The sequence below is a fragment of the Clostridiales bacterium FE2011 genome, from assembly GCA_017569305.1.
In the GTDB taxonomy this organism is placed as follows: Bacteria; Bacillota; Clostridia; order Christensenellales; family Aristaeellaceae; genus Aristaeella.
The window spans coordinates 2,551,863-2,564,704 of sequence record CP069418.1 but is presented as its reverse complement, the minus strand read 5'-3'; the positions used below and the strand labels follow the sequence as shown (position 1 = coordinate 2,564,704).

Annotated in this window: 15 protein-coding genes; 2 read left to right on the top strand and 13 right to left on the bottom strand. The window is 52.3% G+C overall.

The genetic code is table 11. The features are described 5' to 3' along the window. Positions 1-21: 21 nt before the first annotated feature. The 13 genes from JRC49_11570 to JRC49_11510 form a co-directional block, all read right to left on the bottom strand. Complete coding sequence (locus JRC49_11570; protein QTE70434.1) at positions 22-675, bottom strand: DUF402 domain-containing protein; 654 nt, start codon at positions 673-675, stop codon at positions 22-24. Beyond that, positions 605-796, bottom strand: coding sequence for a hypothetical protein (locus JRC49_11565; protein QTE70433.1), 192 nt, complete (start codon positions 794-796; stop codon positions 605-607). Before JRC49_11565 ends, JRC49_11570 begins: the two co-directional genes overlap by 71 nt. 329 nt (positions 797-1,125) lie before the next feature. Continuing rightward, on the bottom strand, positions 1,126-2,013 hold the full coding sequence (locus tag JRC49_11560) for an alpha/beta hydrolase (protein QTE70432.1): 888 nt from the start codon (positions 2,011-2,013) through the stop codon (positions 1,126-1,128). A 12-nt stretch (positions 2,014-2,025) separates the two neighbouring features. Continuing rightward, the gene (locus JRC49_11555; GenBank protein ID QTE70431.1) at positions 2,026-2,601 is read right to left on the bottom strand and encodes a TetR/AcrR family transcriptional regulator; all 576 of its coding nucleotides are present in this window, start codon (positions 2,599-2,601) and stop codon (positions 2,026-2,028) included. A gap of 121 nt (positions 2,602-2,722) precedes the next feature. Next, positions 2,723-3,982, bottom strand: a complete 1,260-nt coding sequence (locus JRC49_11550; GenBank protein ID QTE70430.1) for a hypothetical protein — start codon at positions 3,980-3,982, stop codon at positions 2,723-2,725. Between the two features lie 29 nt (positions 3,983-4,011). Continuing rightward, positions 4,012-5,274 (bottom strand): hypothetical protein, encoded by a 1,263-nt coding sequence (locus JRC49_11545; GenBank protein QTE70429.1) that lies wholly within the window; start codon positions 5,272-5,274, stop codon positions 4,012-4,014. A 7-nt stretch (positions 5,275-5,281) separates the two neighbouring features. Next, the gene (locus JRC49_11540; GenBank protein QTE70428.1) at positions 5,282-6,421 is read right to left on the bottom strand and encodes a hypothetical protein; all 1,140 of its coding nucleotides are present in this window, start codon (positions 6,419-6,421) and stop codon (positions 5,282-5,284) included. A 52-nt stretch (positions 6,422-6,473) separates the two neighbouring features. After that, positions 6,474-6,623: a hypothetical protein gene (locus JRC49_11535; GenBank protein ID QTE70427.1), complete on the bottom strand. Its 150-nt coding sequence runs from the start codon at positions 6,621-6,623 to the stop codon at positions 6,474-6,476. Beyond that, entirely contained in the window at positions 6,610-7,758 is a 1,149-nt protein-coding gene (locus JRC49_11530) for a hypothetical protein (protein ID QTE70426.1), read from the bottom strand. Before JRC49_11530 ends, JRC49_11535 begins: the two co-directional genes overlap by 14 nt. Continuing rightward, positions 7,755-8,216 carry an RNA polymerase sigma factor gene (locus JRC49_11525; protein ID QTE70425.1) on the bottom strand — a complete coding sequence of 154 codons (462 nt, stop codon included), beginning with the start codon at positions 8,214-8,216 and terminating at the stop codon, positions 7,755-7,757. Before JRC49_11525 ends, JRC49_11530 begins: the two co-directional genes overlap by 4 nt. 163 nt (positions 8,217-8,379) lie before the next feature. Further along, positions 8,380-9,093, bottom strand: coding sequence for a carbon-nitrogen hydrolase family protein (locus JRC49_11520; protein QTE70424.1), 714 nt, complete (start codon positions 9,091-9,093; stop codon positions 8,380-8,382). A gap of 10 nt (positions 9,094-9,103) precedes the next feature. Further along, on the bottom strand, positions 9,104-9,730 hold the full coding sequence (locus JRC49_11515; protein QTE70423.1) for an HAD-IA family hydrolase: 627 nt from the start codon (positions 9,728-9,730) through the stop codon (positions 9,104-9,106). Between the two features lies 1 nt (position 9,731). Beyond that, entirely contained in the window at positions 9,732-10,691 is a 960-nt protein-coding gene (locus JRC49_11510; protein ID QTE70422.1) for a hypothetical protein, read from the bottom strand. Between the two features lie 292 nt (positions 10,692-10,983). Here JRC49_11510 and JRC49_11505 point away from each other — a divergent pair, with 292 nt between their 5' ends. Further along, entirely contained in the window at positions 10,984-11,559 is a 576-nt protein-coding gene (locus tag JRC49_11505; protein ID QTE70421.1) for an ECF transporter S component, read from the top strand. Continuing rightward, the gene (gene larC / locus JRC49_11500) at positions 11,556-12,830 is read left to right on the top strand and encodes a nickel pincer cofactor biosynthesis protein LarC (GenBank protein QTE70420.1); all 1,275 of its coding nucleotides are present in this window, start codon (positions 11,556-11,558) and stop codon (positions 12,828-12,830) included. The genes JRC49_11505 and larC overlap by 4 nt, the downstream gene beginning before the upstream one ends. Positions 12,831-12,842 lie beyond the last annotated feature (12 nt).

The window sequence follows — 12,842 nt, the reverse complement described above, 5'->3', positions numbered from 1 at the left end:
ACCGGTTCCAGCCTTTCTGTATCAGGATTCTCCCTGCTTCTTTCTCCACTCCCGGACTTCCCGGCACATGGTAATGGGCTCCCCTGCCGCAACCCGGTCCTCCGCCAGCTGCCGCACCGCCGCACACCATGCGTCCAGTCCACGGATATCGTCGCCATATGCCCGCAGGATAGCTTCACCCTCTGCCAGGGCCGCCTCGTACTGCGCTTTGGTCAGGTCTCCGGAAGCGTACGCCGCGTCCAACTCATCCCGGTCGTCCACCTTCACATCGCCTTCCGGCGTCAGGATCACGTCCAGGTACTTGTCGATGAACACCGCGACGCCGTCTTCACCCGGCTCGATCCCCTCGATGATATCGATGTACCAGACGGACGGCTGGTATTTTTCATTGGCGGTCACCGGATACTGTTTCCGTTCCGGGTCATGAGTTCCGTCCGGGAAATACATAATGGTGATCATCCGCTGGGTATCGTCCGGGATCATCTCCAGCCAGGTCATCCCTTCACCGGTCACCTGAACTCTGCCGGCTTTCGGCGTTTCCCAGTAATTCTTTTCCCCGTCCGTAAACCGGATCAGGCAGACCATTCCGTGAAACAGTTCATGGTCAATCCGCATCTGGTAATACGGATAGTACTGGAATCCCCATTTGTCCCGGTTCAGTCGTTTGTGATTCATAAAAATCCCCTTTTATCTTTCTCCGGTGCATGCGGTCATCACGCCGTTCACCGTCAGGATTTCCTGCGTTTTTTTCGTAGCCGGATTCACCGGCGGTATAAAATAAGCTGTAGTAATACATTCGCTCGTAATTCTCCCCAGATTGGTAATGCTGTATCCTGTGGCGGCGTTATATCCAAAGTATATGCTGCTTACTCCGCTTTCTGGAATATCACTTGGTATGGCTGCCCATAATGTGTCGCTGCATGATTGAAACAATTCAATTATATAAAAGTCCCGTCTTCAATGAAGTTACCAACGGTATTAATCGTACATGCACAAATCATACCAATGGTCTGTCATGACACTCCCGGTTCCATGATGCTTATTGCCGGCTTATCACAATCGACTTCCGTTTTCGCTCCTACAGGTGATATAGGATTGTGCCGCTGATAGATAAAGCTGAACTGGTTATTCCGCCGCTCCCTGGAGAACACTGATCATCTTCCGGTTGATCTCCTCCGCTCGCTCATGGTTCAGCCCGTGTCCTGCTTTTTCATAGAACACCGCGTCCATGTGATTCTGCTCCAGGACTTCCCTTCCGCCGATCTTCTCAAACGGATCTTCCGTACCAACCAGATAGGTTACCTTATCCCGGATCCGATCCACCTCTTCCGTGGTGAACGCATGGAGCTTGTGGTATCCCATGGTCATGTTGTTGAAGCCCTTCAGCAGGCTTTTGTAATGGGCCATGATCTCCCGGTTTTCCGTGAAGACCGCGTAGTTTTCCCCGCTCAGCTTCTTGAGCAGTTTCGTCACGTTTTTATCCGTCGGAAACAGCGCCTCCGGCAGGAAGATCTTCATCATCGCCGCCATGGAGTTCTTCTTTCCGCCTACCGGTACAGTGCCGGAAATGCTGATGGTCTTCAGCACCCGTTCCGGGCGCATCAGCGTATAAATCTGCACCAGGTATCCGCCCATGGATACGCCCGCGAAAAAGGCCTTCTCGATGCCCAGCGCGTCCAGCACCCCGTCGATCCAACGCACGTCGTCAAATTCCTTGTTGTAGTTCTCGTTGGGCACACTCTTCCCCGGGCCGCCCATCGTGTCAATGGCGTAAAGGTGGAAATGCTTTCCCAGTTCAGGCGCGTTGTAAATCCACATCAGTGCGGAGTCGTCCCCCACCCCGTGGAAAAGCACCAGTGCCGGGCCATCCTCCGCCCCGCATTCGATCACGTGGGTGGTTCCGTATTCTGTCTCCACGTCTCTTTCCTTTGTCTCACACTGCCAGGTGGACAGGATCCGGTCATAGGTCTCCAGGATTGCCTGTCCGCTCTTTTCACTTCTGTACTTCTTCATGTCCTGTCTCCCTTATCTGTTAAATACTCTGTTGTAAAAAGCCGTCAGTTCCCGGGCCATCCTGTCCGTATCCCCGGTAAAATAGCCCAGCATGACAATCCCGTGATACTCCCCGGCCAGCCGGTCCGCGTCTGTTTCTCGGATCTCTCCCCGGGCGGCCAGCAGTTCAAATACCTTTGCCTCGTGCGCGATCGGATCGGTAAACATCATCCTCTGCCAGGCTTCCTCCGCGGCAGGTTCATGAAAGCGCTCGCTCTCCAGCATCCGCAGCAGGGGATCGATCTGCTCATGCCGCAGATAGGCTGTCACATACATGACTCCCGCGCGCACAAAAGGCTCGCATTCCACCTTCTCCGTGCCGCTCAGGATTCGGAAAAAGGAGTCACGGGCTTTCGCGGTCAGTTCGTTTGCCCGGGCAATCATATCCTGGGCCAGGTCTTGTTTGCTCGGGTAATAATGGTAGATCGTGCTTACACTGATGCCGACGGACTCCGCCAGATCCCGCATGGAAACGGCCGCGAATCCCTTTTCGGAAAACAGCTTCAGCGCTTCCCGGATAATCAGTTCCTTCTTGTTTTCCTTCGGCATAGTATCCTCCTGTATGTAAAACTAAATCGAACGTTCGTTCGATATCATATCCTGTGATTCCAAATCTGTCAAGAAAAAAGATCAGAACCGGCGATCCGGTCCTGATCCTGTTGTTTACACCTCACTGGCTTATTCTTTCCAGTTCCTGCGCGTATTTTTTCGCAGTCATTTTTGTATTCTTGATAAACTCCATCGCCATTTCATGTGACTTCCAACCATACTCGTCCTCACTGCCATACCAGAAATAATACTCGCTTATCCAGCAGGGAACGCCCTGGATCCGTCCGATACTGTCAAGCCACTGCTGCGTCATGTATCCGTCTTTGACTTCGGGATAATACTCCTCGTTGCATTCATCAGCGTCCATCCATTCCGGATGTGTATAGGCGGAATACGGAACCTCATGCTTCTCCGGCCAGTCCCGCGGCCTGATCAGGTTCTCCATATACCGGTTCACCTCTGCCGGATCAGCCTCAGGGTTACAGACACAGACAGCGCAATCACCCCATGCATTGACAAGCGGCGGCTGACTGGCATAGATCCGGTAAGGAATCATATGATCCCAGTTATACAATTCCCGGCTTACCTCTGTTTTGCCGCCATGGGATCCTCCTCCCGGGTTGGCAAGCAGTTCACGGAGGCCTTTCTGCTTCTTGTTCATCTTCGGCTCTTCCTTCTGCAGCCTGATAAGCAGCTTTTTCGTCCGGTCCAGAAGGCTGATAAACTCTTCACTTGTAAACCGGAATGGTTCTCCGGCATACTGCTGCTGTATCGTCCATGTGTGCAGCAGCATATTCAGAATCTCTTTTTCCACAAAATATTTTTCATTTGCCCAAGCACTCAGAAGGCAGAAGCCCTCATGCGGGGTATCCAGGTAAAATTCTGCGAAATCCAGGAATTCCTCGAAAGACGTCGGAGGTGTTCTGTCCCGGAACGGCGAGTCTGCCCACGCGTCGGGCACGTAAAAAAGCATAGCTTTCAAGTCGAAATAATCCGCGCATCCCCAGAACTGTCCATCCTCCGTCACCAGGTATTTCCGGATCAATTCCCGGGTAAAAGGCGGCATCGTCTCAAGATCGTTGACCAACGTTTCATTCGGCGTAAAAGGAACAATCGCTCCGGCGTCCTTGAGCGCCTCTAACTCACCGAACACCACCTGTGTAATGAGCAGGTCAGGCTCCTGACCGGATCGGACTCTGTCCAGCAACCTGGAAAAAGTTATAGACTCCCAGTGCAGGGCATCCTCTATGTGAGCCAATGCTTCCTTCAGGCTTACCACACTCACATGGAAATCATCCGTTGCAGCCTTCACACTGGTCCCGAATGTCAGGGTAAATACCAGCATTACTGCCGCCAGCAGAATACAGAATCGTCTTTTCATTTTCATCTCCCGGATTTTCAAACATCAGCTCACTGGCTCCAGCCTTCCCAGATCTCCGCATATTTCTCCGGCGTCATCTTCTCGCTGGTCATAAACTGACTGTTCACCCTGCCTAAAGAATCGCAATCAGAAGCAGTAGCCTTACCGCATATCCAATATGGATCTGTCATACAGGGAACACCCTGGATCCGCTGGATACTGTCAAGCCACTGCTGAGTGAACACTCCGTCCTTTTGGTAGGAATAATACCACTTGTTCAAGACTTCCACATCCATCTGTTCCGGATGAATGTATGTGGCTTCTACAACACCAGAGTGTCTGTCTCGTCTTCTGACTTTTTCCTCCATACACCTTGTTATTTCTGCCGGATCTGCACTGCTGTTTCCAGCAGAGATAAATGCGGTTTCTATATTAATCAACGGAGGCTGGTTGGCAAAAACCCGGTAAGGAATCATGTGATCCCAGTTATATAGTTCACGGCTGTAATTTGCTTTCCCGCCGTCATATGTTACTCCCGGATTAGTGAATAACTCCCGCAGTTTCTTTTGTTTCTTCTGAGTTAGCGGTTCCTCTTTTGCCAGCCTGGCAAACAGTTTCTTCGTCCGATCAAGAAGGCTGATAAACTCATCACTGGTAAACCGGTACGGTTCCCCTGCATATTGCTGCTGGATGATCCAGCTGTCCAGAAGCATACTCAGGATCTCACTCTGCACACACAGCTTCTCATTGCTCCAGTTATACAGAAGACAGAAGCCTTCATGCGGAGTATCCAGATAAACTTCCGCGAAATCCAGGAATTCTTCAAAGGAGGTCGGAGGCGTTCTGTCATGGAATGGGGAGTCTGCCCATGCGCTGGGTACATAAAAAAGCATGGTTTTGAGCCAGAGGCCGCCGCGGATACATCCCCAGAACTGTCCGTCTTTTGTTATCAGATATTTTCGTGTTGCTTCCCGGATAAAGGGCGGCATTGTTTCAAAATCTTTCACCAGCATCTCACTGGGAGTAAAAGGAACTATCGCACCAAGCTCCTTCAGTGTTTCAATATCGCCATACGTAATGATCAAATCCGGTGCCTGACCCGACCGGATTTCTTCCTGTAGTTCAGATAAATGTATGTCTCTCTCGGGATATAAGTCCGGATTCTCAAACTTTGCAAATGCATCAGCCAGACTTACCACAGTAACAATAAAATCTTTCTCTTCAGCCATTCCACCGGTACAGAGTATCAGACTCAGTGCCAACATAACTGCCAATAGCAAAACACAAATTCGTCTTTTCATTTGTTTCCCCATGTTTTTATCACTGAACCGGTTCAGCCCAATCGTTCATTTCATCCCATTTTGCCGCGAAATCTACAGCGGTAACCTCACCATTCAGGAGTTTCCCGAACAAAGCCATTTCCTCTTCATAGCTGTAATGGCTGCTGCGGTTTTCATTATCATCGGAGACAAGAGTCGGAATACCGTATTTATGGATGTCCCAGATGCTGTCGATATATTCCTGTGTGACCAGTTTCCAGGGATATTGTTTCCCGATTTTCTTCAGGAGAAGCCTGTTGTATTCTTCAACGTCGACTTTGTCCGGATTAATGAATTCATAGATCAAAGGTCGGTATTCCTTAGAACAATAAGCTTCCCGTCCCGGAATAATACGTTCCAGCAGCTCCGCCGCACGATCTTCATACGGGCTGCCGCTGCGTACACAGTAACAATCCACCGAAACATGAATCAGCGGTGGCTGGTCCTTTGTGAGCCTCCACGGAATCAGACTGGCATAAGTTATGGTATCCAGGTTGTTGCCTGTACGTCCACGGCTAGACATGTTATCCTGAAACAGCTGGCGTCCTTTCTGGTTTTTCATGCCCTTTTCCACTTTCTGCAGTCTGTTTAACAGATCCACTGTCCGCTCCAGCAGCCGGATAAACTCCGGGTTGTTATATCTCAGGGGAATCTTCGCGTAATTGCTCTGTATGGCCCAGCATCTCATCAGGAGAATCACATTCCAAAGCGGTCCCCCAAACCAGCCGTCAGTAACGTCGTGAAAAAAGCAGAAACCGTCATGGGGCGTATCCAGATAGATTTCCAGGAAATCCAGGATTTCCTCTATTGATGATGGCGGAGTCATTTCCCGATACGGAGATGCCGCCCAGGCATCCGGCACATAAAACCCCAGAGGTTGTACTTCAAGATTTCTCAAATATCCTGACAGTTTGCCGTCCTCTGTCATCAGGTTTTCCCGGAACACATCCTGCAGATACTGCGGCATGGCCGCCATCTCTTCCTTCATCAGTTCAGTAGGTTCGAAGGCTGCAACCATTCCAGCCTCTTTGAGTGCAAAAAAGTCATAGCCACAAATATCAGGTGCGGAATCTCCCTTTACCAGCTCCATGACAGATTCTGTACAATCAAGTTCGATCGGCGGATTTTCCAGTCCAAGCATTTCGGACCATTCCTTCGCTAGACTCTCGCCAGCTTCATACACAATGAGAGCCTCACCATTCTTTTCCGCCCAGGCAGTGCAGATGGAGATAAGTATCGCTGCTGCCAGCAGAAGACAGATGATTCGTTTCATAGTTCTCCTTATCAAATGGAGCGCCGCCTTGTTGTCCGGCGGCGCTCCGGTATTGTTTATTCTTTCTCATCTTCCAAAGGGAGAATTCTTATGCTTCCATCCGGCAGTGACAGGTTATGGATCTCTTTTTCATCCTTCATGGACATGATGAGCTTTTCCGGAATGCTGTCTACAGAAATCAGTCCCATCATGCTAACCTTCGGCCAGTTGTCCACATTGATGTCATAACTCAGATTCAGTCCCCATGGATACTCATTCCCGTCAGCGTCGAACCATTGCGGACAACCAAAGGCGTCCATATCAGCCTCTTCTCCCGCGGTAAAGTCAGTGAAAAGGTACAGCCCCGCAGGCGTCAGCTCACCATAGACGGCGTCCAGCGTCAGGCCGCTGACAGTATAAGTTTTAGGGAGAGAATAGGTTACGATGTCCATCGGTTTTGAAACCCGGATACTCAGTTCCGGACGTTCGATGAGTACCTCTTCCTTTTCTTCACCGGTCTGCAGATCAACTTCCGCTACCCGCAGGAAGAATTTCATGGGCAGTTCATCCCCCACTTTTGTACTGTCGAGCATCTGCATGCTGTAGTTCGTCATGGAGCCGTCAGAATCGTAGAGCACATCCTCCATCTCTTCCCCGCCCCAATACTCAGGATCCAGATCCAGGATTCCCCGCATGATATACAGAGGACAGTTCAGCTCCTCCGCGGCAGAGATCCAGTTCAGGGACGGATCCAGCCCCAGGGATTCGGCGTATTTCTCTCCGTTTTCTCCGCTTGCATCAAGGGAATCGTATTGGCTGCCGCTCATGGTCATCAATGCCCGGCTTCCATCCGCCATGGAAACCTTAACAGAAGCCAATGCGGTATGACTGTCAGCGTAGAGCTGCTGCACCGTAAAGGAAGCAGGCCCCACAACAAAGTTTTGTTCCTCCGTGGATTCCAGGATTTCCTGTGCAGCCTGTGGCACTTTGGTGTCATAGAAAATAGAGTAAAAATCCGTCCATCCGAGAATGCGACCGGCAGCATAAGCTACCGCCATCAGGGCAACAATGATACAAGCTGCTATCAAAACTGTTCTTGCAGTAAATCTTCTCACAGGTTCTTCCTCCCTCAGGCCGCTGAGAGCAGTGTTCAGCCTGTTGTGACATTCTTCTGTCATCGGCCAGAAGGCGTTCTGCAGGTCTATCTCTTTCATGTCGCGCTTCATTCCGCTTTCAGCTCCTTTCTCAATGCGTCTTTTCCCCGGTTGAGCCGGCCCCGCAGGGTGGTCATGGGAATCCGCAGCACATCCGCGGCTTCCTCATAACTCATGCCTTCGCAGTAGCACAGCACAAGGGGCAGCCGAAGTTTTTCCGGAACGGCTCTCAGCGCTATGGCCAGTTCCGGGTCCGGTGCTTTCGCATAGGTCTGGGCGGGAATCTTCTCCAGTGGAACGACATTCCGGTGCCTTCTTTGTATGTCATAGCATACGTTGATCAATATGCGGATCAGCCACGTGCGGAAATACTTTTCCTCCCGCACCTTGCTCCGCTTTTCCCAGGCTTTGAGTGCCGCGTCCTGCAGCGCGTCCTGCACGTCGGTCTCGTTCCGCAGGATCGACCAGGCTACCCGGTACATCGTTTCCGAGCAGGCTTCGATCTCCGCGATGAAGAATCCCTTGTCCACAGTATCATGCCTCCGGTTTTGTAACGTTACATACATTAGACGAATGAGGAGGGGCAATCTGCACGCCCTCGTCAACATTTTTATTTCCGGACAGTAAAACAGCTGTCCCGCCGGTCTTTTCAATCCGTTCCGGGACAGCCGTATCATTGGTCTGCCAGCCGCTTTACTCTGCTTCCACGATCAGGATCTGTTCGCTGTCAAAGGGAATGCGGTCCGTCACCCTGCCGTCCTGAAACCGGAACGCCCCGCCATGACTCATCGGATCGTTGTCCAGGGGATTGACCAGCAGTGCGTCCTTTGCTGCCAGTGCCGCCTGGGCGGCGTAATCTTCCACAGTCCCGTCTTCCCAGTCCTCCAGGGTATAATTCACATAGACAGGCCAGATCAGCAGGTGATCTGTTTTGAATCTTTCCGGATAATCCCACATATCCCCGCAAAGGGACAGCATGATCTTCTTCCCCTGCAGGCTGAACTCCCCGGTATCCGTTCCCTCCCGGTAGTGGTCGTCCGTCTGCGTATAGTCCTTCCAGCCCCGGGAAATCCGCCGGTAGTTGTGGATAGTCTTTCCCTCCGCCAGCACGATGCAGGAGGAATATAAGGTATCCCCTTCCCGCTCAATATAGCCGGTCAGCAAGGCGGTATGATACTGCACCGTCAGGTTCCGCAGCCGGTCCATGGTTTCCGAATCCTGCGCAACCGCAGTCTTTTTATCTGTTTCATACTTCCAGTCCAGGGAATCAAAGCCCTGGAGAAACGCTTCCCCGAAGCAGAGCAGGTCAACCTTTCCCTGCGCTTCTTTGAGCGCCCGCTCGATCTGCCCGATATTAAAATCCATGTTCCTGTTCTCGCTCCGGTAGGAAGCCAGTCCGATTCTCATTCTTTTCTCCTTATCCCAGTAACTCCGCCAGCTCCGCGAAGGAATTGACGATGGTGCCGGTATATTCCTCCTGATCCCTGTTGAACAGGATCGGTTCAATCCCCATCTCCTCGGCAACCAGCAGGTTCTTCACACTGTTGTCCACGAAACAGCATTCCTCCGGTTTCTTTCCGATCCGCTCCAGCGCAATCTCGTAGATCCTCCTGTCCGGCTTACGGCACTTCACGTCCCCGCTGACGATCTTATGGGTGAAATACTGATCCAGGTCATGATGCTTTGTAATGTAGGCGCTCCACTCGGCCACATCATTGGAAAGGAGCACAAAATCATACTTCGTGGAATACCTTTCAGCGAACTCCCTGAAGCCCTGGTCCAGGTGCAGAAAGTTGTCAATATAGTTGACCATGTGGTACTGCGGATCCTGAAATCCAAGCTGCGTCAGGAACTCGTCCGAGGTCATTTCCCCGTTCGCCGCCCTGGTAAACAGTTTTTCTTCCCTGAACTGCCTTGTCAGACGGTCATACTCCGCCTGGTCAAAGGAACCGAATGTATAGGGAATGAAATATCCCTTGCTTTCCTCCAGGATCACGCCATACATGTCCAGCAGGATCGTCGTGATATTCTTCATCGCAGGCATCTCATTTATCCTCCGTCAGCATTGCCTCCAAGCGTTCCCTGAGCCTTGCTTCGCCCGCTTCCCCCAGCGCTTTGTGGGAATAGTCCAGGTATTCCTGCCCGATCCATTCACGGTAGGTTTCAGTCATCTCCGGATAAAGGGCGTCCAGCAGGTACTCGTCAAAAACCAGCACCTGGTATTCTGCAATGTCATGGGATCCGTCCGCCATAAGGATACTCCGGTTCATCAGCGGGTCCGTGACGGAATGGGTGCATTCATGCAGGTACTGCAGGAAGCAGCCCGTAATCTCCTCCGGTTTTTCCGGGTAGGTCAGATAGACGATGATTTCTCCCGGCTGGAAAAATGCCCGGCCGTTCTTCCGCAGGCTGTATGAAAAGAGCACGGAAGGTTTCATCTCCAGGTTGTTGAAAAAAGCGCCAAGCCGGTCTGCGAGCGTCCGGAAACGGTCGTATACCTTATCCGTCTGCGCCGCCACCTCTTCATGATGCGCTGTCCACCACTCATAGAACCTTTCGGAGACCCTGTCACAGATTTCAATCATCGGATCCACAAAGGCTTCCATATCCCGGTCTGTCAGCTGGCCGCAGGAAACCAGCGCTTCCCTGAACTGCTGGGTGTTCTTCACTGCCAGCGGAATAAAGCCGGTAATCGCCAGCCGGTCATAATTCTCTTCATAATACTCCGTCAGTTTGGGAGGAATACCCGGAAAAATGCCCAGTTTGCCTGCCATTTCCGCCGTATATTCAGGATCTGATACGTCCGCTGCATAATCAATGGGCATATGTGCCAGCAGGTAGTAGTACAGATCCGCGAACCGGTTATACCGGAATTCTGTCTGTTGTCTGACGTCGATGTTGTTCATGGTGTTTCCTCTCTCTCCCGTGTCGGCAAAGGATGTGCACGCAGTCAGTGCCAGAACCAATACCAGCAGCAGGATCCCGGTCTTTTGCACTTTATTCATTACTGATGCTCTCATTTCTGTCTGATTTGTTTTGCCTTGTCCGATACGTATCTGTGCTGCGTTCCCTCTCATCCCGTTCTGTTTCTTTCCGTCCGTTTCTGCCGGGATTCCGGGAATCAGCTGTGTTCGCCGTTTATCATACAGGCGTCAGTCATATGAATAAAGGATGAAATCGGAAAAATAGAGTACCTTTTCCCGCCAGTTTTTCATTTATTGCATCCAGACTCTTGACTTGGAGTTTACTTTAAGGTTTAACATAAGTATACTTGAAGCAGATCACTGCCAACGATATATGAGAGGAGAACTGCCCTTGTCTTCCCTGAAAGTTCGCAAACTGACCTATGCCGCTTTACTGCTGGCTTTGGCTGTCATGATGCCAAGAGTTGCCGGACTCATTCCGGATATCGGTAAAACCCTGAATCTGATGCATATTCCTGTGCTGCTGTGTGGTTTCCTGTGCGGCTGGTCCTGGGGCCTCGTGGTTGGCTTTACAGCTCCGCTGCTCAGTTCCCTGCTGAACGGTATGCCCGGCATTTTCCCCGACGCCACGGTAATGGCCTTTGAACTGGCCACATACGGCGCCCTGTCCGGACTGCTGTATATGCTGCTGCCGAAAAAGAAATGGAGCATCTACGTTTCCCTGATCGTCGCCATGCTTGCGGGTCGTATTGTGTACGGCATCGTATACCTTCTCCTGACCAGCCTGGGCCTGGTAAAGATCAATGACGCCCTGCTGGCCTTTGTCTGGGTCAGGGCGTTTGCCAAGCCTGTCCTCGGGATTATCCTGCAGATCGTTCTGGTTCCCTTGCTTGTCATGGCCCTGGAACGGGGCCGCCTGATTCTGAATAACAGGAGAACAGCCAAATGAAGACACTGTATCTGGAATGCGCCATGGGCGCTGCCGGGGATATGCTGACCGCAGCCCTGCTGGAGCTGGCCGGCAACCGCCAGGCTTTCATTGACAAAATGAACGCCATTGGCCTGCCCGGCGTTACGGTTGCCGCTGAAGGATCGGTCAAGTGCGGTATCACCGGAACGCATGTGAAGGTTACCGTGGACGGCGTGGAGGAAGAAGCCGGAGACGCCCATGACCATGAGCATCACCACCATGATCACGATCATCATCACGAGCATGACCATGATCACCATGAAGAAGAACATGATCATCACCACGATCATGACCACGGGCATCATCACCATGCCTCCATGGCGGATATTGAAGCGCTGATCAACGGCCTGGATGTGTCCGACCGGGTCAAAGCCGACGCCAAGGCTGTGTATGCCCTGATTGCCGATGCGGAAAGCCGCGTGCACGGCCGTCCGGTCACTGAGATCCACTTCCATGAAGTGGGCACCCTGGACGCGGTGGCGGACGTGGTGGGCGTATGCCTGCTGATGGAACAGCTTTCCCCGGATCAGGTTATCGCTTCTCCCGTTCATACCGGCAGCGGCCATGTACACTGTGCCCACGGCATCCTGCCGGTTCCCGCCCCGGCCACCGCGCTGATCCTGGAGGGCATTCCCTCCTACGGCGGAGAAATCAGGGGCGAGCTCTGCACGCCCACAGGTGCCGCCCTGCTGAAGCACTTTGTTTCCCGTTTCGGTAATCGTCCCGTCATGGCTGTGGAAGCCATCGGCTACGGCATGGGCAAAAAGGATTTTGAACAGGCCAACTGTGTCCGTGCATTCCTGGGTCAAAGCGAAGGAGAGCTGGAAACCATTACCCGCCTCGAGTGCAACCTGGATGACATGACCGGCGAGGATATCGCCTTTGCCATGGAGCAGCTCTTTGCCGCCGGTGCCCGGGACGTCTACACTCAGCCCATCGGCATGAAGAAGAGCCGTCCGGGCATCCTGCTGTCGGTCATCTGCCTGGCGCAGGACGCGGATCATCTGGCGGCCGTGATGATGAAGCACACCACCACCCTGGGCATCCGCCGGCAGGACATGAGCCGGTATGTTCTGGACCGGAAGGAAGAAACCGTCTCCACGGAGTACGGCCCCGTCCGGGTCAAGCATGCCTCCGGCATGGGCGTGGATCGGGTCAAGCCGGAATATGAGGATATCGCGGCCCTGGCAAGGGAACATAATGTACCGCTGAGCGCCATCCGGGAAGCTGTCCTCAAAAGCCTGTCCTGACGCCGTTTTCCC